Source organism: Cellulosimicrobium funkei, from assembly GCF_900155925.1.
GTDB classification, from domain to species: Bacteria; Actinomycetota; Actinomycetes; order Actinomycetales; family Cellulomonadaceae; genus Cellulosimicrobium; species Cellulosimicrobium funkei.
In genome coordinates this window covers 378,677-399,479 of the sequence record NZ_FTMI01000002.1, presented here as the reverse complement: position 1 = coordinate 399,479, position 20,803 = coordinate 378,677, and the positions used below count along the sequence as shown (strand labels likewise).

The 20,803-nt window shown below is 75.7% G+C and carries 17 protein-coding genes; 5 read left to right on the top strand and 12 right to left on the bottom strand.

The window, feature by feature from the left end; genetic code table 11:
• Positions 1–606 precede the first annotated feature (606 nt).
• Positions 607–810 carry a transcription antiterminator/RNA stability regulator CspE gene (gene cspE / locus BXA05_RS06060; RefSeq protein WP_009861351.1) on the top strand — a complete coding sequence of 68 codons (204 nt, stop codon included), beginning with the start codon at positions 607–609 and terminating at the stop codon, positions 808–810.
• 212 nt (positions 811–1,022) lie between these two features.
• Here cspE and BXA05_RS06055 read toward each other — a convergent pair whose 3' ends face one another.
• Both BXA05_RS06055 and BXA05_RS06050 read right to left on the bottom strand, forming a co-directional pair.
• Positions 1,023–1,793, bottom strand: a complete 771-nt coding sequence (locus tag BXA05_RS06055; RefSeq protein ID WP_076404316.1) for a hypothetical protein — start codon at positions 1,791–1,793, stop codon at positions 1,023–1,025.
• Between the two features lie 194 nt (positions 1,794–1,987).
• Positions 1,988–5,782 carry a TM0106 family RecB-like putative nuclease gene (locus tag BXA05_RS06050; protein WP_244550394.1) on the bottom strand — a complete coding sequence of 1,265 codons (3,795 nt, stop codon included), beginning with the start codon at positions 5,780–5,782 and terminating at the stop codon, positions 1,988–1,990.
• A 377-nt stretch (positions 5,783–6,159) separates the two neighbouring features.
• On the opposite strand from BXA05_RS06050, the gene BXA05_RS06045 reads away from it, so the two are divergent.
• Positions 6,160–7,176 carry a hypothetical protein gene (locus BXA05_RS06045; protein WP_076404315.1) on the top strand — a complete coding sequence of 339 codons (1,017 nt, stop codon included), beginning with the start codon at positions 6,160–6,162 and terminating at the stop codon, positions 7,174–7,176.
• An 82-nt stretch (positions 7,177–7,258) separates the two neighbouring features.
• The gene (locus tag BXA05_RS19640; RefSeq protein WP_143311064.1) at positions 7,259–7,471 is read left to right on the top strand and encodes a hypothetical protein; all 213 of its coding nucleotides are present in this window, start codon (positions 7,259–7,261) and stop codon (positions 7,469–7,471) included.
• Positions 7,472–7,568: 97 nt separating this feature from the next.
• Here BXA05_RS19640 and BXA05_RS06040 read toward each other — a convergent pair whose 3' ends face one another.
• The 8 genes from BXA05_RS06040 to BXA05_RS06005 form a co-directional block, all read right to left on the bottom strand.
• The gene (locus tag BXA05_RS06040; protein ID WP_076404612.1) at positions 7,569–8,333 is read right to left on the bottom strand and encodes an amino acid ABC transporter ATP-binding protein; all 765 of its coding nucleotides are present in this window, start codon (positions 8,331–8,333) and stop codon (positions 7,569–7,571) included.
• Between the two features lie 74 nt (positions 8,334–8,407).
• Entirely contained in the window at positions 8,408–9,415 is a 1,008-nt protein-coding gene (locus tag BXA05_RS06035; RefSeq protein ID WP_076404314.1) for an amino acid ABC transporter permease, read from the bottom strand.
• Positions 9,416–9,559: 144 nt separating this feature from the next.
• On the bottom strand, positions 9,560–10,510 hold the full coding sequence (locus BXA05_RS06030) for an ABC transporter substrate-binding protein (protein ID WP_061267903.1): 951 nt from the start codon (positions 10,508–10,510) through the stop codon (positions 9,560–9,562).
• 236 nt (positions 10,511–10,746) lie between these two features.
• On the bottom strand, positions 10,747–10,914 hold the full coding sequence (locus BXA05_RS06025; protein WP_076404313.1) for a methionine/alanine import family NSS transporter small subunit: 168 nt from the start codon (positions 10,912–10,914) through the stop codon (positions 10,747–10,749).
• Complete coding sequence (locus BXA05_RS06020; protein ID WP_076404312.1) at positions 10,911–12,557, bottom strand: sodium-dependent transporter; 1,647 nt, start codon at positions 12,555–12,557, stop codon at positions 10,911–10,913. Before BXA05_RS06020 ends, BXA05_RS06025 begins: the two co-directional genes overlap by 4 nt.
• 128 nt (positions 12,558–12,685) lie before the next feature.
• A complete protein-coding gene (locus tag BXA05_RS06015; protein WP_425291917.1) occupies positions 12,686–13,984 on the bottom strand; it encodes an FAD-binding protein in 1,299 nt (432 codons plus the stop codon).
• 121 nt (positions 13,985–14,105) lie between these two features.
• On the bottom strand, positions 14,106–15,257 hold the full coding sequence (locus tag BXA05_RS06010; RefSeq protein ID WP_076404311.1) for a DNA glycosylase AlkZ-like family protein: 1,152 nt from the start codon (positions 15,255–15,257) through the stop codon (positions 14,106–14,108).
• Between the two features lie 36 nt (positions 15,258–15,293).
• Positions 15,294–15,983: an LmeA family phospholipid-binding protein gene (locus BXA05_RS06005; protein ID WP_076404310.1), complete on the bottom strand. Its 690-nt coding sequence runs from the start codon at positions 15,981–15,983 to the stop codon at positions 15,294–15,296.
• Positions 15,984–16,100: 117 nt separating this feature from the next.
• Here BXA05_RS06005 and BXA05_RS06000 point away from each other — a divergent pair, with 117 nt between their 5' ends.
• Positions 16,101–16,886, top strand: coding sequence for an LLM class F420-dependent oxidoreductase (locus BXA05_RS06000; protein WP_076404309.1), 786 nt, complete (start codon positions 16,101–16,103; stop codon positions 16,884–16,886).
• A 99-nt stretch (positions 16,887–16,985) separates the two neighbouring features.
• Here the strand turns inward: BXA05_RS06000 and BXA05_RS20005 are convergent, their stop codons facing one another.
• Positions 16,986–17,126, bottom strand: coding sequence for a hypothetical protein (locus BXA05_RS20005; RefSeq protein WP_157446567.1), 141 nt, complete (start codon positions 17,124–17,126; stop codon positions 16,986–16,988).
• A gap of 51 nt (positions 17,127–17,177) precedes the next feature.
• On the bottom strand, positions 17,178–17,951 hold the full coding sequence (locus BXA05_RS05995; RefSeq protein WP_076404308.1) for a DUF1266 domain-containing protein: 774 nt from the start codon (positions 17,949–17,951) through the stop codon (positions 17,178–17,180).
• A gap of 235 nt (positions 17,952–18,186) precedes the next feature.
• On the opposite strand from BXA05_RS05995, the gene BXA05_RS05990 reads away from it, so the two are divergent.
• Positions 18,187–20,742 (top strand): tetratricopeptide repeat protein, encoded by a 2,556-nt coding sequence (locus tag BXA05_RS05990; RefSeq protein ID WP_143311063.1) that lies wholly within the window; start codon positions 18,187–18,189, stop codon positions 20,740–20,742.
• Positions 20,743–20,803 lie beyond the last annotated feature (61 nt).

Here is a 20,803-nt window from a genome sequence, read left to right as displayed (position 1 = left end):
CTCTCCGCGGTCGATCGCTGAATTCAACACTGAATTGCGTGCTGAATAGTGACACAGGTCACCCGGGGACGAAACCTCCCCGCGGTCGCGCCGTCCGGAGCCCTCCGCGGCATCTCGGAGGGCTCCGGACCCACGAATCCGCGGGAGGGGGCGCCTCCGCGTTCCTGGGTGACGCGAACGTAGGCGGATCGGGTTTCGTGGGACGCAGGGAGTTGTTACCGACTCGTAACGCAAGGGTCTCGTTTCGTTCCGTGAACGGTACGAACGTCCCGTTCTGAGCCCTCGACGCGCTCCCCGGCGACCCTCTCCGGGCACCTCACGGGGAGCGCCCGGGGACCGTCCGGGCGCCTCCGCGCGCGCTCCCTGCACCTGCCACCGCGGACGCCGCGGGGGTCGGCACAACAGCTCGCGGCAACCCATGGCCAAGAGGGGGCCTACCATGTACGGTTGTCTCCGAGATTGCAGTGCCTCGCTTGTCCTCGCGTCGACGTGACCGCCACCCGGCGGGTGCCCGGCGGACCTTGTTACCCAAGAGTTGACGACGAACACCGTGATGTACTCCCCTGCGCCCGCGGGGGGTGTTTCCACACTCTTGAAGGAGTAACAATGGCTACCGGAACCGTGAAGTGGTTCAACAGCGAGAAGGGCTACGGCTTCATCGCCCCCGAGGACGGCTCGGCCGACGTGTTCGCGCACTACTCCGCGATCCAGTCGCAGGGCTTCCGCACGCTGGAGGAGAACCAGCGCGTCGAGTTCGACGTGACGCAGGGCCCGAAGGGCCCGCAGGCGGAGAACATCCGCCCCGTCTGACCCGATCTCCTCGGTAGCGGCTCGCCGCACCGATCGATCGTTCCTCGAGTGCCCCCGACCCTCCGGTCGGGGGCACTCGTGCGTTCCGGGCGACGCGACGCGACGGGCCAGACGCTGAGTGCATGAAACAGTCGCGCCCGAACCGATTCGAGGGCGACTGTTTCATGCACTCAACGCGGGGCGAGGTCGGGCGACGCCGAGGGCGGGCAGCCTCAGAACTCGCCGAAGCCGCCGAAGTCGTCGAAGCCGCCGCCGTCGAAACCGCCGCCGAAGCCGCCGCCGTCGAAGCCGCCGTCGGCACCGCCCGTGGGGTCCCCGCCCGACGCCTCGACGGCGCCGCCGTCAGCGCCGCCCTCGGCGGCGCCCGGGTCCTCGCCCGCGCCCGGGTCCTCGGCAGCCGCGTCCTCGGCCACGGGCTGGCTCGGGTCGGCGAACGCGGGCCCGAACAGGGCGTTCGCGACCGCGGACCCGATGACGACGCCCGCGATCGTGCCCAGCAGGCTCGACCCGACCATCGCGCCGAACCCGGGGCCCGCCTGGCCCCGGCCCGCGAAGGTGCGCTCCAGCGTCCCGGGCTGCCGCATCTCGGCGCGCGTCGCCATGCGGGCGAGGTCCTGCGGGGCGTCCGACGTCGCCCGCTCGCCCGCCGGGACCTGCTCGCCGAGCTCGGCGAGCACCTGCCGGCGCTGCTCCGGCGTGAGCCGCGCGAAGGCCTCGGCGTGCGCCTGCTCGACGGCGTCCGGCGGGGCGGTGCGCAGCAGGTAGCGGTAGCGGTCGATCGCCACCTGGTCGGGCGTGCGCTGCCCGGCCGCGGGCCGGGCGTCCTGCGGGGCGCTGCCGTACGCGGGCTGCTGGGCCGGGTACTGCGTCGGGTAGGGGTTCGCGGGCTGCGTCGGGGGCTGGGCGCCGTAGGGGCCCGTGTGCTGCGGCGCGCCGCCGTGGTCTCGCGGCTCGCGGCCGAGGAGCCGGTCCAGGAATCCCATGGGTCGTCCTCCGGGGGTGGGGGCGCCGAGCGGTGCGCTCGCGCCGGGGTCGTGGCCGGGTACGGCTCACTCCCCGACCAACGACGCGCACCGGCGCGCGGTTCCGGCGGGTGCGTCCGGTCGGAGGTTCCGCCGAGCGGTTCAGGTGGCTCCCGCGGCCGGGCGTCGCCCGTCAGGCGGCCGGGCGTCGCCCATCAGGACGTGAGGGCGAGGAACGCGCCGAGCTCCTCCAGACCGCGGGCCGAGCGGGGCAGCGTGTCGGTGAGACCGGGCGAGCGCACGACGACCGCGCTCCACTGCGCGCGCGACACCGCGACGTTGAGGCGGTTCCGGGAGAGCAGGAACCCGAGCCCGCGCGACGCCTCGTGCCCGGACGACGCCGCGAGCGTGAGGATGACGACCGGAGCCTCCTTGCCCTGGAACCGGTCGACCGTCCCGACCTCGACGTCCGGGTAGCCCGCGTCGCGCAGGGCACCACGCACCGCCCACACCTGCGCGTTGTACGGGGCGACGACGAGCACGTCGCCCTGCCCGAGCGGACGCTCGTGCGCGACGCCGTCGACCGTCGTCGTCCAGGACCGGCCGAGGACGTCCGCGACCTGGCGCACGACCTCGGCCGCCTCCTCCGTCGAGCGCACGGTGCTGCCCCCGTGCTCCACGAGCACCTGCCGCACGCCGGGCGCGACGCCGTCGAGGCGGCGGGCCGCGGCGAGCGGGTGCGCCCGCAGCCGGTCCTCGTAGGAGAGCGTCGAGACCGCCGCGGCGAGGTCCGGGTGCAGGCGCCACGTGGTGGCCAGGAAGTAGCCGCGCTCGGGGGGCAGCACCCCGTGGCCGTCGGCGAGCCAGGCGAGCGCCGAGCGGTCGACGGGCTCGGGGTGACGGCCCTGGCTGACCTGCGGGAGCTGCTGCGGGTCGCCGAGCAGGAGCAGGCGGCGGGCCGCCCGCGCGACCGCGACCGTGCTCGCGAGCGAGAACTGCCCCGCCTCGTCGACGACGAGCAGGTCGAGCGTGCCCGCGGGCAGCCGTTCGGCGGCGAAGTCCCACGCGGTGCCGCCGACGACCCGCGGGCCTGGCTCGGTCGCGAACGCGGCGAGGTGGGCGCCGTCGAGCTCGGCGTACACGGCGCGCGGCGACGGCCCGTCCGCCGCGAGCTTCTTCGCGACGAGCTCGCGCGGCACGCCCGCGCCGAGCACGACCGCACGCAGCAGGTTCTCGACCACGGCGTGGGACTGCGCGACGACGCCGACGCGCCACCCCTGCGCGACGAGCCGCGCCACGACCCGCGCGCCGACGTACGTCTTGCCCGTCCCGGGAGGGCCCTGCACGGCGAGGTACGAGTCGTCGAGCCGCTCGACGGCCGCCGTGACCGCGTCGACGACATCGTCCGCGACGGGCGGCAGCACGCCGCCCGTCACGTTGCCCGCGCCGTCGGCCGCGGCGGCTCCGTCCGGAGCGACGTGCGGTGCGGCCGGATCGGCGGGCACGAGGCGCGGCGACCGGCGCAGCAGCAGGTCGGTCGCGGCGTCCCGCGGGAGCGAGCCCGTGGCCCGCCACGTGGCGAGAGCGCGGCGCGCGGCCTCCTCGGTGGCGGCCTCGAGCGGCTTCGTGCCCGGCCCCGGCGACGGGGTGAGCGCGACCGGGGTCGCGTCGAACGGCTCCGCGCTCGTCGGGAGCTGCTCGCGCACGACGAGCACGTCGCGCTCGCCCGCCGACGTCGCGCGGCGTCCGGCGTCGAGGATCACCCCGCCCGTGAGCCACCCCCGCACGCCGTCGACGGCCGTGCGGGCGCAGGGTGGCAGGGGCGGGTCGTAGAGCACGAACGGGGCGACGCCCACGCGCAGGTCGCTGCCCTCGGGCAGTCGTCCGACGAGCTCGAGGTGCCGGGACCACGTGCGCCGGCCCGGCTCGACCTCCCACCCCGAGACGACCTCGGCCTGCTCGACGAGGAACGCGTTCCGCCGCCCCAGCCACTCGTCGGGCGGGAGCGCGAGGCGGGAGTAGTGCTCGTGCCAGAACGGCTTGGCCTCGCGCCGGTGGTACCCGGCCGCCGCCCCGTACATCGCGAGCGCCTGCTCGTCCGCGGTGCGCCGTGCGCGGTCCTCGCCGACGGCCTGCCGGATCTCCTCCTCCAGCAGCACCGCGGAGGACCGCTCGCGCTCCCCGGCCCCGGTCTCGTCGACCCCACCGGTCGTGGCAGCCGCGACGGTGGTGGCGCCGACGCTCGTGGCGGCCGTGCCGGTGGCCGTAGCCGTGGCCGCGGTATCCCCGGTGACGTCACGGTCCGCGACCCCCGCGGCCGCCTCGCGCAGCCACGCGGCGAGGCGCAGCGTCGACACGCAGTCGTACCGGTTGTAGTCCGCGATCCCCTGCAGGAGCTCGGCCGCCTCCTCGCTGCGGCCCGCGTCGCGCAGGGCGGTGTACTCGGCGTACGCGACGACGGACGCGGCGCCCGTGGTCACGTCGCCGGTGCGCAGCTCGTCGCCCATGTAGAGCGGCTCGAGCTTCTTGATGGACCGCGAGCGGTCGGACACGTGCAGCGCCTGCCGCACGACGGCGTACAGGTCGACGAGGACGCCGTCGCGCAGCAGGTCGTCGACCTCCTCCTCGTAGACGCCGTGCCGCGCGGCGATCGCGAGCAGGTGCGCGCGCTCGTAGTCGGCGTAGTGGTAGACGTGCAGGTCGGGGTGGACACGGCGGCGCGCGTTGACGTGGTCGACGAACGCGACGAGCGCGTCCCGCTCCGCCGCGAGGTCGTGCGCCCACAGGGCGTGGAACGGCGGCCGGTCCTCGGGCGTCGCCGGACGCTCGACCCACCCGAACAGGTAGTCGATCCCCCAGCTCGTGCCGCTCGCGTCCGTCCACAGCGGGTCGCCCTCGAAGTCGAAGAAGAGGTCGCCCGGGCTGGGCTCCGGCAGGGCGAGCACGGGCGCCGGGTCGTCGATGCGCCACGACAGCTCGTGCGGCCCGGACGCGTCGGCCCACACGACCGCGCCGTCGGACGGGCCGGTGCCGAGCTGGAGCGCGGCCTGGCGCCGCACGCGCGCGAAGGTCGACCGGCTCATCCCGGCCGGGACCGGCGTCTCGTCGGTCGCGGCGGCGAGCTCGTCGATCGTCCGGATCCCCGCCGTGTGCAGGGCCGTGCGCTGCGACTCGTACACGCCACCGACGAGGAGCACGTCCCGGCGCGCCTCCACCTGGGCGCGGCAGTCGGCGCAGCGCCCGCACGCACGGACCGCCGGGTCGTCCCACGGGGCACGGCCCTCGCGCGCGACGTGCTCGGCCGTCAGGCGCACGAGCCGCTCGCGCCGGTCCCGGTAGACGGGCAGCAGGTCGGCCAGGCGGTGCGACGTGCGCTCACGCGTGCCGAGGACGAGCGAGACGTCCGGGTCCACGGGGACGCCCGCGGCGACGAGCTGGTCGCCGTAGGCCGCGAGCTGGAGCAGGGCGGGGACCTTGGCGCGGCGCGCGAGCTTGGCGTCCACGACGGCGTAGCGCGCCGCGCCCGCGTCGTCCGTGCCGGTGCGCACGAGGAAGTCGGCCCGGCCGTGGAACGCGCCGTCGAAGAAAGCGGCCTGGTGCACGACGTCCGCCCCCGCCTCGACCGCGGCGAGCGTGCGCGCCTGTGCGGCGACGAGCTCGTCCCACGAGGTGCCGCGCGGCGGCTCGACGTGCACGACGCCGCGGCCGGTCGCCGGGTCGAACGGGCCGTGCTCGGCCTCGTAGCCCGCGAGCACCGCGCGCTCGTGCCGGGCGCCGAGCTCGGCCGTGCGGGCCAGCATCGCGTCGTCGCCCTCGTCGCCCTCGTCGCGGCGGGGCGCCCGCCCGAGCTGCTCGTCGAGCCGGCACAGGAGCCGGTACTCGCAGTCCGCGGCGACGACGAGGTCGCTCGCCGACAGCACGAGCGCCTGCTCGCGGGGAGGCGCCGCGCCGGCACCGGCCCGGTCGGCCACGGTCGCGGCCCGCAGCACCGGCTCGTCGACGAGGAACACGCACACCTCCGGTTCGGGACGGCCGCCGACGGCCGTCGCCGCCGACCGTCCGTCGGTCTGCGTCCGTTCTACCAGCGGCCACCCACGCGTCGGCGCCACCCACCCGCACCGGCCCCTCCGCCCGCCGCGCCCACCGACCACCCGCTGAGCACCCAGGACCGCCCGCCGTCCTCCGCGTCCCCATCACGCATCTCCGGCCGACCCGTGCCCGGGATGAGGCGATTCGTGCCGACGGCCAGGGCTCCCCTACTGTTCCCGTCGGACGTCCCGCCCGGACGTCGTCGTCGGACGTCGCCGCGGCGCGTCCACGCCGGACGGGAGCCCCGCGGCTCCCGGCGTCCCGCCCCCGCGCGGCGGGCGCCACCGAAGGAGGACCCATGGCCGTGCGCTTCGTACCGCCGCCGGGGTGGCCCGTGCCCGCGGGCTTCACCCCGACGACCGAGTGGCACCCGGACCCGTCCTGGCCGCCGCCCCCGCCCGGGTGGGTGTTCTGGGCCGACGACGCCGCCCCCGCGCCCGGCCCCGTGCCGCCCCCGGAGGCGCCCGTCCTGCACAGCACCGAGCCGCTGCCCGTCGGGTCCGGCGCGCCGACCCGCCGGTCGTTGCGCGCCCGCTCGTCGGGCGCGACCCCGGCGGTCGGCCCCGAGGCCGACGCGACGCGCGTCGCGGCCGCCGTCCCGGCCGCCCCTCCGGCCCGGGGCGCCGTGGAGGACCACCCCGTGGCGAGCTCGACGATGATCCTCCCCGCGCTCGGCGCGATGCTCGACGACCCGGCCGCGCGCCCGACGCCCGTCCCCGCCGCCCGCCCGGCGACGCCTGTGCCCCCCGCCCGCCCGACGCCGTCCGCGACCCCGGGTGCAGCCCCGACGGTCCCGGCCCGGGCCGGGACCGCCGGCGTCATCCCGGTGGGGCCGCTCGCCCTGCCCGCGGCCGACGACGACGGCGACCAGGCGCCGGAGCGGGGGCGGCGCTGGCTCGTCCCGACGGCGGTCGGCCTCGCGGGCGTCGCGGTCGGCCTGCTCGTCGGCATCGGCCTCACGCTCTCGGCGCAGGGCGAGGCGCAGCGCGAGCGGGCCGAGGCGCAGCGCGTGCAGAGCGAGGTCGCGGCGGAGCGCGAGCAGCTCGAGTCCGAGCGGGCCGACCTCGACGCCCAGCGTGCCGAGCTCGACGCCGCGACGGCCCAGCTCACGGAGCGCGAGGAGGCCGTCGCGCAGGCCGAGGAGGACGCGGCGAAGCGCTCGCAGGAGCTCGACGACCGCCAGAAGGAGCAGGACGACCGCGAGCAGGAGGAGCGTCCGGGGAACGGGCCCGGGAACGGCGGCGGGAACGGGAACGACGGCGGCGAGGGGGACGGCGGCGGGGGCGGCTGGGACTGGGGCGACTGGGGCTGGTGACCCGGCGGTCTCCACGAACGCCTCACGGACACGTCACCGCTTCCGGTCGCGGAACACACGTCCCTCACCGACAGTGGGAGGCGTGCTGACGCGATCTTCCTCTCCCACCCCCGACAGCGAGACCCCGATCTACGACGCCCTCGTGGTCGAGCACGAGAACATGCTGCCGCTCGTGCACCTCGGCAGGGCGCTCAGCGGGGAGATGGTCACGGTCGCCCGCCCCACGGGGCTCTCGCCTCGCCTCGCGCCCACGCACGGAGCGCCCGCGCTCCCGCGCCGCCGCCGCGCCGGCTGAGCGCGAGACCGACCCGCCTGCCCGCGGTCGACCCGTCGAGGGTCCGCCCAGGCGCCGGGCCGGTCTCGCGAGGCTCCCTCGCCGTGCCGAACGCCGTCTACAGCACGTGGGCGAGGAACGACCGCGTGCGCTCGTGCTGCGGGTCCTCGAGCACCTGCTCCGGGCTGCCCTGCTCGACGATGACGCCGTCGTCCATGAAGACCACGGTGTCGGCGACCTCGCGCGCGAACCCGATCTCGTGGGTCACGACCATCATCGTCATGCCGGACCGCGCGAGGTCGCGCATGACGGCCAGCACCTCGCCCACGAGCTCGGGGTCGAGGGCCGACGTCGGCTCGTCGAACAGCATGAGCTCGGGATCCATGGCGAGCGCCCGCGCGATGGCCACGCGCTGCTGCTGGCCGCCGGAGAGCTGCGCCGGGTAGTGGTCGGCGCGGTCCGCGAGGCCCACGCGGTCCAGGAGCTCGGACGCGCGCGCCCGCGCCTGCGCCTTGCTCAGCCCGCGCACCTGGACGGGCGCCTCCGCGACGTTCTCGAGCGCCGTCATGTGCGGGAACAGGTTGAAGCGCTGGAACACCATGCCGATGCGCGAGCGCTGCCGCGCCACGACCTTGGGGTGCAGGCGGTGCAGGCGAGTGCGGCCGTCCTTGGTGACCTCGCGGTAGCCCATGAGCTCGCCGTCGACCCGGACGCGGCCGCCCGTGATCTCCTCGAGCTCGTTGACGCAGCGCAGCAGCGTCGACTTGCCCGAGCCCGACGGGCCGAGCACGACGCACACCGAGCCGCGCGCGACCTCGAGGTCCACGCCCTTGAGCACGTGCAGGTCGCCGAACATCTTGTGCAGGCCCTCGACCTGCACCATCGGGGTGGCGTCGGTGGAGCGGCCCGCCTCCGGGGAGGTCCGGGGCGCCGCGGATGCCGTGTCGTGCGTCCCGCTCACGGGGTCACCTCCAGGAAGGGGTCGTCCTTCGTCGTGCCGGACGCGGCGATGAGGTCCTGCCGGTTCGGCTTGCGGCCGCGCCCGCCCGGGCCGCGCCCGCGGCGCCGCGTCGGCGCCTGCGTGCCGAACCCGCGGCCGTAGTACCGCTCCACGTAGTGCTGGCCGACCATGAGGACGCTCGTGATGAGCAGGTACCAGATGGCGGCGACCATGAGCAGCGGGATCGGCAGGAAGAGGCGGTTGCCGATCGCGTTCGTCGAGTACTGCAGGTCGAGCGTGAACGGCACCGCGAGGACCAGCGACGTCGTCTTGAGCATGGAGATGGTCTCGTTGCCCGTGGGCGGCACGATCACGCGCATGGCCTGGGGCAGCACGACGCGCGTGAGGATCTTGCCGTCCTTCATGCCGAGCGCCTTCGCGGCCTCGGTCTGGCCCGGGTCGACCGACCCGAGGCCCGCGCGCACGATCTCCGCGAGGTACGCCGCCTCGTTGAGCGAGAGCCCGATGAGCGCGCACACGAACGCGGTGAACAGGTCCGCCGTGCGGAACTCGAAGAACTCCGGCCCGAACGGGATGCCGAGGCTCAGGCGCGGGTACAGCACCGAGATGAGGCCCCAGAACACGAGCTGCGTGTAGATCGGGGTGCCGCGGAAGAACCAGATGTAGCCCCAGCTCACCGACCGCATGACGGGGTTGTCCGAGCGCCGCATGATCGCGAGGAGCACGGCGAGGACGATCGCGATGAGCATCGAGCCGAACGTCAGCACGAGCGTCCAGCCCACGCCGCGCACGACCGTCACGTCGCGGAAGTACAGCCAGACGACGTCCCACCGGAACTTCTCGTTCGTCAGCAGGGCGTTGGCCGCCATCGCGGCGAGCACGAGCAGCAGGGCGGCGGAGATCCACCGCCCGGGCCGCGGGACGGGGACGGCGTGGATGCGGTCGGGGACCGGGTCGTCGGCCGGTCCGGCGGCGGCGCCGCGGGGGGAGCTACCGGTCGTCATGGTGCACCTCGGGGGGTCGGGGCTCGGGGGACGAGCCGGGCCGCGCGGTCGTCGTCGTCCGCGCGGTCGTCCCGGCCGCCGGCCGCGGGCGCCGGGTGGGCGCCCGCGGGACGGCGGGACGGACGGGGGCTGGCGAGGGGGTCGTCAGCCGACGGACGGGTTGAGCTCGGCCGTCTCCAGGGCGGCGTCGCCGCTGCCCCAGGCCCCGAGGATCTCCTCGAGCTGGCCGCTGTCCATGAGCGACTGCAGGGCTGCCTGGATCGCGGCGGCGAGCTCCGTGTCGTCCTTCGCGACGACGACGCCCTGCGGCGCGCTGTCGAACACGTCGCCGAGCTGCTCGAGCTGGCCGCCCGTCTGCTCGACGGCGTAGCCGATCACCGGCGAGTCGGCGTAGAGGACCTGCGCCTTGCCGCCCGCGACGTTCGTCGTGGCGTCGGACTGCGAGTCGTACTGGAGGATGTCGATCTTCTCCTCGCCGGCGTCGGTGCACGCCTGGCTCTGCACGGCGATGTCCTCGTCCTGGACCGTGCCCGTCTGCACGGCGACGGTCACGCCGCACAGGCTCTCGGGGTCGATGTCGTCCGGGTTGCCCGACGCGACCGCGTAGGCGGAGCCCGCGTTGAGGAAGGCGATCATGTTCGCCTCCTGCATGCGCTCCTCCGTGATGGTGAACGAGGAGATCCCGGCGTCGTACTTGGTGCCGAGCGCGGGGATGATCGCCGGGAAGTCGGCCGACTGGACCTCGACGTCGAGCCCGAGCGTCGCGCCGACGGCCTTGATGACGTCGATGTCGAACCCGATGGGCGTCTTGCCGTCCGCGTCGATGAACTCGGCGGGCGCGTACTCGGTGTTCGAGCCGACGACGAGCGTCCCCGCGGAGGCGACGTCCTCGGGCAGGAGCGCGGCGGCCGCGTCGTCGACCTCGATGGTCGACGGGTCGAACGACGGCGCCGCCGACGTCTCGTCACCGGAGCCCGACGTGCTGCCGTCCGTCCCGGTCTGGGACGCGTCGGTGCACGCGGCGAGCAGGAGGGTGCTCGTCGCGGCGAGCGCGACGAGACCGGTGAGGGGGAGCTTGCGCGGGGTCGTACGCATGGTGTCTCCGATCGGTGGGGGCCGGGCAGGGGCAGCGTAGACACCGATCGTCTCCGTCGTGTTACGTCAGCACCCGGCCCGTGAGGGCAGAGGAACGTACGGGGAACAGAGGACCCGGCGGTGCGCGGCACCTGCGCACGAGTGTGGGGCCGTTCGGCCTCGCTCACCAAACCGGCGGGGACATCGAGGCCTAACCGTGACGAACCGCACCCGCCCTCGGCGCGGACCGGCGCGGGCTACGTGTCGCGTGCGGCGGGCGCCTCGTCCTCGCGGTGGTCGTCCTCGTCCCCGGGCGGGTAGTCCGCCCGCTCGGGCTGGGCGCGCAGCCGCAGGATCGCGACGAGCAGCCCGCCCCACACGACGACGATGGCGAGCACGAGCAGGATCACGGCCGAGGTGGTCATCGGGTCTCCTCCCCGTCGGCACCGGTCGGGGCAGTCGTGCGGCCGGCCGTCCCGCGGCCCGACGGCGCACGGCCCGGCCCCGCAGAGGCGTCACCCGGCGGGTACGGCGGCCAGGGGACGAAGTCGTCGGGGCTGCGGCGCCAGCGCATCGCGGTGAGCACCAGGGCGGCGAGCGCCATGAACGCGATCGCGCCCCAGCCGACGAGCGCGAGATACCAGGCGGGGTACCCCTCGTAGCCGTCGACGACGAGCGTGACGATCCTGGACACGAGCATGTAGCCGAGCACGAGCGGAGCCAGCACGGCGACGAGCACCTGCCACCAGGGGCCGAGGCGGAACGTCGAGACGGCGTTGAGGTGGTAGCGCAGCTCCGGTCCGCGCCGCAGCACCCACAGCACGAGGACGGACATGAGCACGGCGGACCCCACGATGCCGACGTTGTTGGCCCACTGGTCGGCCGTGTCGAGGGCGACGAGGCCGGTGGTGGTGGAGAAGAGCAGGACGGAGATGACCGCGCTCACCACGCCGAGGCGCACGGAGGCCTGCCGCGGGGTCCAGCCGAACTTCTCCTGGAACCCCGCGGACACGACCTGGAGGATGGACAGCAGCGACGTGAACCCCGCCATGGCGAGGGACCCGAAGAACAGCGCACCGAAGATCGGGCCTCCCGGCATCTGCGACACGATCGCGGGGAACGTGACGAACGAGAGGATGGGCCCGCTGATGCCCTCGAGCTCCCCCACGCCGACCCCCTGCTCGTGCGCGAGGAAGCCCAGCGTCGCGAAGACGCCGATGCCGGCGAGGATCTCGAACGAGGAGTTGGAGAACGCGACGACGAGCCCCGGCGTCGTGAGGTTGGACCGACGCCGGCGGTAGGACGCGTACGTGACCATGATCCCGAACGCGATCGACAGCGAGAAGAAGATCTGGCTGTAGGCGGCGATCCACACGTTGGCGTCGCCGAGCGCCGACCAGTCCGGCGTGAACAGCGCGTTCAGCCCGTCCGCCGCGCCTTCGAGGAACAGCGAGCGCACCACGAGCACCGCGAACGCCACGACGAGCAGCGGCAGGAACACGGTGTTCGCGCGCTGCACGCCCTTCGCCACGCCGAGCGCGAGGACGACGATCGTCACGACCCAGACCGCGACGAGCGGCACGAGCACCGCCGGCACGAACTCGAGGCTCACGCCCGGGTCGGCGAGCCGGAGGTAGTCGCCCGTGAAGAACGCGGCCGGGTCGTCGCCCCAGCGCAGGTCGAACGAGAAGACGAAGAAGCTCACGGCCCACGCGATGACCGCGGTGTAGTAGAGCGCGATGACGAAGCAGATCATCACCTGGAACCAGCCCAGGCCCTCGAGCCACCGCGCGATCCGCCGGAACGCCGTCGGGGCGGACCCGCGGAAGCGGTGCCCGATCGCGTAGTCGAGGAACAGGATGGGGATGCCCGCGGTGAGCAGCGCGACGAGGTACGGCACGAGGAACGCCCCGCCCCCGTTCTCGTACGCCACGCCGGGGAACCGCCAGATGTTCCCCAGCCCGACCGCCGAGCCGATGGCCGCGATGATGAAGCCGACCTGCCCGGTCCACTCCTCGCGCGGCTGCTGCGTCGCGGGCTCCCCGCCCGCCGTGCCGGTCGCTGCCACAGTTCTCCTCGGTACCTCTGTCGTGCCGTGCCCGCGCGGGTGCCGCGCGGGTCGGCGCGGCGGCGAGCCTCTCGGTGCTCGGACGACCGTAACGACCGGTCGGGCACCGTGCGAGCCGACGGCGGTGCTCAGCCCGCGAGCAGACGCTCGACGTACCCGCCGAGGAAGCGGCTCTGCGGGTCGTAGCGCTGCGCGAGCGCGCCGAAGTCGTCGACGCGCGGGTAGAGCGCCGCGACGGTGCCCGGGTCGTGGACGAGCGCGTGCGAGAGCTTGCCCCAGTGCGGGCGCGCGCCCAGCGGGAGCAGCGCGGCCTCGACGTCGGGCAGGACGCGCGCGACGTCGTCGGGCAGGGGCTTCCACGTGAGGTGCACGCCGACGGTCGGGCCGTCGAACGGGCTGAGCCACAGCGGCTCGGGGTCGGGTGCGACGGTGCGGATCTCCCCCACCTGGAGCAGCGGGGTGACGCGCGGGCCGAGGTCGCGCATCGCGGCGAACGCCTCCTGGGCCCGCGCGCGTGGCACGAGGTACTCCGACTGCAGCTCGGCGCCGTTGCTCGGCGTGAAGTCGAGCCGGAAGTGCGGCAGCCGCTCGTTCCACGGGCCGGGCGCGCCGAGCTGGGGTGTGCAGTGCACGGGGTCGATGCCGGGCAGGGGGTGCAGCATCGTCGTGGCGGGCGTCGCACCGAAGAGGTCCGCCCGCGCCGCGCCGGCCTCCCCCGGCGCGAGGCGGGACTTGCGCCAGACCTGCTGGACGCCGTCGGGCCCCCAGTCCGTGAAGAGGCTCACCGAGTACGCCGACGCGGTGATCTCGTCGTAGTGCGCCGTCACCGCGTCCCACGGCAGCCCGACGTGCACGTCCTGGCGCACGTCGAACGTCGGGACCGTCTCCAGCTCGACGCGCGTCACGACGCCCAGCGCCCCGAGCGCCACGACCGCGCCGGGGAGGTCCGCGTCGCCGCGCCGCAGCGTCCGGCGCTCGCCGTCGCCGGTGACGAGCTCCATCCCGACGACGGCGCTCGCCAGCGAGCCCACCACGTCGCCCGAGCCGTGGGTCGCCGTCGCGACCGACCCCGCGACCGAGATGTGCGGGAGCGACGCGAGGTTCGCGAGCGCCCGGCCCGCCGCCTGGACGTGCCGCGTCACGTCGCCGTACCGCAGGCCTGCCGCGACCGACACCACGCCCGAGGCCGGGTCGACCTCGACGGGGGCGCGGCCGTCGTCGTACCGGTCGAGGACGACGTGCGTGCCCGTCGTGTCCGCGACGTCCCCGAACGAGTGCCGCGACCCCAGGGCCTTGACGCGCGCCGACCGCCGCACGACGTCGGCGAGCTCCTCCGGGTTCGCGGGGTGTGCCACCCCGGAGGACCCGTAGATGAGGTTCCCGGCCCAGTTAGCGAGACGCGGAGCGTCGACGTTCGTCACGCCCACCACCCTGCCACTCCCCCCTCCCAGACCACCCATCCCCCGCCCCCGGTCTCACCACCCCGAGCACGGGGTCGGCGACCGTCTCGGGGCCGATCCGGTCGCGGATCCCGTGCTCGGCGGCTCGTCACGCGCGGAGCGTGCCCCAGTGGGCGCGGACCGCGTCCACCTGGGCGGCGAACGCCTCCTCCTCCGCGAGCGACGGCGCGCGGCGCCACTGCGGCTCGACGACGACGTCGCGCGTCCCGACGACCCAGCGCCACCGCCCGACGACGACGCCGTCGACCGCGACGGCATGGATGAAGGACCCGAGCCGGTCGCCGAGGTCGACGCCGTCGGCCACGACGACCCTGCGCGACTCGCCGAAGGACTGGAAGAGCTCGTCGTAGCTCTGCAGCAGGTCGACGACCGGCCGGGCGGGGTCGCCGTCGGGCGCGAGCGCACCGACGAACGGCGCGGGGTCGAGCACCCGGTCGCCGGGGTCCGCGAGCCGCCAGAGCGTCAGCCCGTCGAGCGCACCCGCCCCGGGCACCGCCACGACCTGGTCGTCGAGCAGGTCGAGCGCGCGCCGCACGTCCGTCAGCGTGAAACCCGACCACTGGGCGACGTCCTTGACCGTCGCGTACGCGCGGCTCGCGAGGTAGCGGCGCAGCAGCTCGACGAGCGCGGCGTCCCGGTCGAACCGCTCGCCGAGCGGCCCGTAGCCGGGCGGGACGCGGTCGTCGAACGGGGCGTACGTCTGCTGCCGGCCGTCGAGCGGCCCGCTGACCAGCAGCCGGTCGAGCTCGGCGCGCATGAGCACGTAGCCGAGCGCGATGCCCTCGAGCGGGCGGCCGTGCGCGGCGAGCAGTCCCGCGAGCTCGCGGCGCGTGCGGGGCCGCTCCTGCACGGCCTCGACGACGAGGTCGGTCTCCGCCCCGTGCCCGGCGGTCCCCACCTGCCGGTACAGCGTCCCGTTGGCCTGGTGGACGCGGGGCGCGCTGAGCTCGAGGAGCCAGCGCGCGTCGTCGGGCCGGACCAGGTGCCAGGTGGGCCGCAGCACGTGCGTGCGCAGCACCTCCCCGCGGTCGCACGCGGCGACCGCGCCCGCCGCACCCGGCCGCGCGTCCGGCCGCAGCCGCCGCGTGAGGCCCCACAGGGCGGGGTGGAACTCCTGCCCCTGCACCGCGACGAGGTGCCCGACGGCGGTCGGCACGTCGGGCAGGTCGGGCGAGCGGAGCCGCTGCGCGGCGAGGCGCGCCGCGAGGACGCGGCGCCCGTCGACCGCCCTGGTGCTCACGACCCCGCCCCGGTCACGACGGTCGCACCGCCCACGTCACGAGGCCACCAGGTCCGCGGCGACGACGTCGGTCCCCGTCACCGCGACGCGCACGCCGCCCTCGACCGCGGACACGGAGTCGAGCGCGACGCCGTCGGGCAGGTCGAGCGGGACGCGCAGGTCGGACAGCGCGCCCGAGAGCCCGGACGGCAGGTCGTCGACAGAGACCGTGCCGAGGCCGGTGCGGACGGCGACGACGTCGACGGCGAGCTCGGCCGGTCCGGACACGCGCGGCGTCACGTCGACGGTGATCGTGGTGCCCAGCAGCTCGAAGCCCAGGGACAGCACGCCGCCGGTCGCGGTGACGTCGACGTCGAGACCGCTCTGCTCGGCGACCACCTGCTGCAGCGACTCCGCCGCGATGACGCCCGACGCCGTGCCGGACGCGATCCGGTACGGCTCCGACGTGCTCACGCCGTCGGCCTCGACCTGGAGGTCGGAGATCGCGTAGCCGCCGAACGACGCGGAGTCCGCGGAGCCCGTGACGTGCGTCAGCGACCCGCGCACGAGCTGCGTGAGGAACGGGAAGCCGGTGATGTCGATCTGGGCGCCGGACACGTCGTCGGCCTGCTGCTCGAACGCCGTGACCGCGCCGCGCTCGGTGGCGCGCACCGCCACCCGGTCGGCCACGACGGCGACCGCCACGAGCACCACGAGCGTCACGAGCAGGCCCACCAGTCGCTTCATGCGCCCACCCTAGGTCCGCCGACCACGACCTTGCCGTCGTTCTGACGCTCGTGGCGCCGACGAGGTCGTGCTCGACGCGGGGTGTCGTCGTTCTCGGCCCGGACGTAGATTCCGAGCATGACCTCTCCTCGGCACCCCTTCCGCATCGGCGTCCAGCTCCAGCCGCAGCACGCCGACTACGCCCAGATCCGCGACGCCGTGCTGCGCGCGGAGGACCTGGGCGTCGACGTCATCTTCAACTGGGACCACTTCTTCCCGCTCACGGGCGACCCCGACGGCAAGCACTTCGAGTGCTGGACCATGCTCGGGGCGTGGGCCGAGCAGACCGAGCGCGTCCAGATCGGCGCACTCGTCACGTGCAACAGCTACCGCAACCCGGACCTCCTCGCCGACATGGCGCGGACGGTCGACCACATCAGCGGCGGTCGTCTGATCCTCGGGATCGGGGCGGGCTGGTTCGAGAAGGACTACGACCGGTTCGGGTACGAGTTCGGCACCGCGGGCGGCCGCATCGCCGACCTCGCCGCGGCGCTACCGCGCATCAAGGCCCGCTGGGCGGCGTCGAACCCGACGCCGACGCGCGACATCCCGGTGCTCGTCGGCGGAGGTGGGGAGCGCAAGACGCTGCGCGTCGTCGCGGAGCACGCGGACGTCTGGCACTCGTTCGGCGACGCGGAGACGCTCGCGCGCAAGAGCGCGATCCTCGACGAGCACGGCACGGCCGTGGGCCGCGACACCGCCGCGCTCGTCGAGCGCTCGGTCGCCGTGTCCCGGCCGCCGGCGGAGTCCGCGGACGCGCTCGTCGCCGCGGGCGCGACCCTGTTCACCGTCGGCACGAGCGGGCCCGACTACGACCTGTCCCTCGTGCGCGAGTGGGTCACCTGGCGCGACGCCCAGGGCTGACCGCGGCGCTGCCGGCGCCGCCCACGGTGCCGAGCACGAGGTTGCTGTCGCTCTGAGGCCCAGGACGACAGCAACCCCGTGCTCGGCGGGACGGTCTGGTCAGAACAGCGCCCGCGCCAGGTTCGACAGGGCCGCGTGGACCTCCGAGCGCAGGCCGTCGTCGGCCGCGACCACCGCCACGCCGACACCGACCACGACGAGCAGGAGCCCTGCGCGCCACCACCACGCCGATCGGTGCACCGTCCGCCCTCCCGTCCTGTCGCTCTCGTCCCGTCGCTCTCGTCCCCGCCGTCAGTACGACAGTGTGCGCCAGGGCGACGACTCGGTGTCGAGCAGCCGCCGGACCGCGCGCTTGAAGTCGGGCAGGTCCTGGTCGACCGGGGTGCGGTTGCCCGCGGACCAGAACGCCCGCCCCGCGAGGAACCCGTCGCCGAACTGCTCCCACGACGCGTAGGCGGGGCGCGACATCGCGACGGCCTCCTCGATCGCGGCCCACGCCCGCTCCGGGGTGACGAACCCGGCGTCGACCGCGAGCCGGCTCACGTGCACGACCCGCGCGGCGTCCCACGCCGCGATCGACGGCGGCAGCGGGTCGGCCAGCTCGCCGTGCCCGCCCATCTGGGCCGACGCGCTCCACCCCTGGTAGAACGCGACGGCGCGCTCGGGGTCGAGGCCCCGCGCCGTCGCCTCCTGCCTCGCCTGGGCGACGTGCTGGTCCGCCGCGCCCTTCGCGTCGCGACGGCTCAGGCGGCCCGAGTAGAGCTCCTCGACCTTCGGCATCGCGATCGCGTAGTAGCCCCGGTGACCCTGGGTGAGCAGGAACTCATAGGTGCGCTCGACGTCGTCGGCGCCCCGCACGTCCCAGCCCGCCGCGAGCGGCTTCGCGGCCGTGCGCGCGTCGGCCTCCACGGTGAGCGCATTGATCGGCAGCACGCCCTCGACGGCGTAGACCGCACCGAGCGCGAGCCCGCGCTGCTGCGCCGGCGTGAGCGCGGGGGCGTCCTCCTTCGCGTAGAGGTCCGCCGTCGTCGAGAACATCTCCTTGAGCTTGTCGAACAGCCCCACCGGTCGCTCCTTCGTCCCGCCGCGCCCCGCGCGGACCCGTCGTGCCGCGGTCGTCGCGGCCTGCGGAGAGCCTGACAACGCCGCGCGCCCGCGGCACGCATCCCGAACGATCCCGAACGGGCCGGGCGTGCGCGTCACCCGGACCAGGGTCACCGCCGACCCGCCCGCACCCCGCCGCCACGTCACCGGGCGAGCACGCCGCGCAGCGGCGGGCGGCCGTCGCTAGCCTGACGCCGTGCCCCCCGACCCGCCGCCGTCCCCCGTGGGCGCGGGGTCGGTGGACGAGCTCGCCGCCCGGCTGCGGGCGCTGCGGGCGTGGGCAGGAGAGCCCTCGTACACCGAGATCGCGCGCCGCGTCGGCGCGCTCCGCACGGCTCGGGGCGTCCCCGCCGCGGAGGCGCGCCCCGGCCGCGTCACCGTCTACGACGTCTTCCGGGCGGGCCGCTCGCGGCTCGACGTCGATCTGCTCGCCGACGTCGCGCACGTCCTCGGCGACCGGCAGCCTGCGGCGTGGCGCGCCGCGTACCGGACGGCGACCGTCCCCGCGGCCGTTCCGGAGCTCGCTCTCCCGCCGACCGTCCGGCTGGGACCGTTCGCGCCCGACGGGCCGCTCGTCGGTCGGGCCGACGACGTCGCGCGGCTCGCGGCGGCGCTCACCGGCCCGCCTCCCGCACCCTCGCAGGAACAGCCGCGCGTCGTGACGGTCACGGGCCTGCCCGGGTCGGGCACGACGAGCGTCGCGCTCGCCGCGGCCCGCGAGGTCCCGGCGGACGTCGTCGCGCTCGTCGACCTGCACGGGGAGGCGGACGGCCCGCGCCCGGCCGCCGTCGTGCTCGACGCGCTGCTCCAGGCGCTCGGCGCACCCCCGCCCGACGCGCAGGCGCGCGACCTCCCCGCCCTCGCCGCCGCGCTCGCGACCGCGCTCGACGGGCTGCGCGCGACGATCGTCCTCGACGACGTGACCGACGGCGCCCAGGCCGCCGACGTCGTCGCGCACCTGCCCGGCACCGCGCGCGTGGTCGTCGCGGCGCACCAGGTCGTCGGGCTCCCCGGCGAGACCGCCACGACCCTCGCACCGCTCGGCGAGGACGACGCCCGTGCGCTGCTCGCGGCGCGCGTCGGCCAGGACCGCACCGCCGCGGAGCCGGAGGCCGCCGCGCGGCTGGTGCGCGCGTCCGGAGGGCTCCCCGCGGCGCTGGCGCAGATCGCCGACGACGTCCGCGCGCGCCCCGGCTGGTCGCTCGCCGACCACGTCCGCCGGGTCGAGGACCTCCCCGGACCGGCCCTCCACCCCGCGCTCGCCGCCGTGCACCGCCGTCTGCCCGCCGACCACGCCCGCGCCCTGCGCCTGCTCGCCCTCGTCCCGGTGCCGCTCGACTCGATCGAGGTCCCCGTGCTCCTCGGCGTCTCGACGAGCGAGAGCCGCGACGCGCTCGCCGCCCTGGGCCGCGCGCACCTCGTCGCGGCCGGGCCGCGCGGGGAGGTCGTCATGCCCGACGCCGTGCGCGCCCTCGCCGCCGACCTCGCCCGCACGGACGACCCGTTCTCGGCGCGGGCCGCCGCCGTCGGGCGGCTCGCCGCGCGGCTGCTCGACGACGCCCGGCCCGCCGTTCGTGCGACGTCGCCCCACCACGACGCGGCCGCGCCGGGCGTCGGGGCGGGCGTCGGAGCGCGTGGCGCAGCGGGCGAGGCGCCTCCCGGTCGTACGGCCGACGCCGCGGTCGCGTGGCTCGACGCGCACCGCGACCTGCTCGTCGCGACGTCGGCGCTCGCCGCGGAGCACGAGCTGGCCGACGCCGTGACGGACCTCTCCGCGCTCCTCGCCCCGTACCTGGACTCGGCGGGGCACGGGGACGACGCGGTCGCGGTGCACACGGCCGCCGTCGAGCACGGACGGCCGTCGGGCCGGTCCCAGGCGGGGCGCGACCTCGGCCGGGCGCTCGAACGGCTCGGCCGGTACGACGAGGCGCTCGCGCAGCTCGTCCGCTCGCTCGAGCGCGGCGACGACCCCCGCCCCGGCCAGACGCTCAACCGCGTCGGCAACGTGTACAAGCGCCTCGGGCGGTTCGACGAGGCCGAGACCGCGTACCGCGACGCCGCCGCCGGGGCGCGGACCGCGGGCGACCCGGTGAGCGAGGGCCGCGCCGTCGGGAACCTCGCGGACGTGCACCGCATCCTCGGCCGGCACGACGACGCGCGCGCCGGCTACGACCGCGCGCTGGCGCTGTCGCGGCGGGTCGGCGACGCCCTCAACGTCGCCATCGTGTCGAGCAACGCCGCGATCCTCTCGGAGGCGGAAGGCGGGCTCGACCGCGCGCTCGCGCTCCACCGGGACGCGCTCGCGAGCGCGACCTCGCTCCGGGACGCCGGCCTCACGACGCGCAGCCGGGTGCACGTGGGGCGGCTCCTCGCGCGCACGGGCGAGGCCGCCGCGGGCGTCGCGGAGCTGCGGGCCGCCGTCGCGGCGGCCGTCGACCTCGGCGACCCCGACGCCGAGGCCGAGGCCCGCAGCGCGTTCGGCACCGCGCTGCTCGCCGCGGGCGAGGTCGCGGCCGCGGTCGCCGCGGGCGAGGAGGCGCTCGCGCTGGCCCGGCGGGTCCGGGCCCGGCTCGTCGAGGCCGAGGCGCTCAACGCGCTCGGGGAGGCGGTCCGCGCGGCCGGTGACGCCGAGCGCGCCGCACACCTGCACGACGCCGCGCTCACCCTCGCCGACGAGCTCGACGACCGGCTGGAGCACGCGCGGGCCCTGCGCGGGCTGGCCGCCGCCCGGGCCGACGTCGGCCGCGCCTGACCCGCCGCACGTCTCAGCATCCGATCACGTACGCCGTGCGGGAACACGTGGCGCACCACCG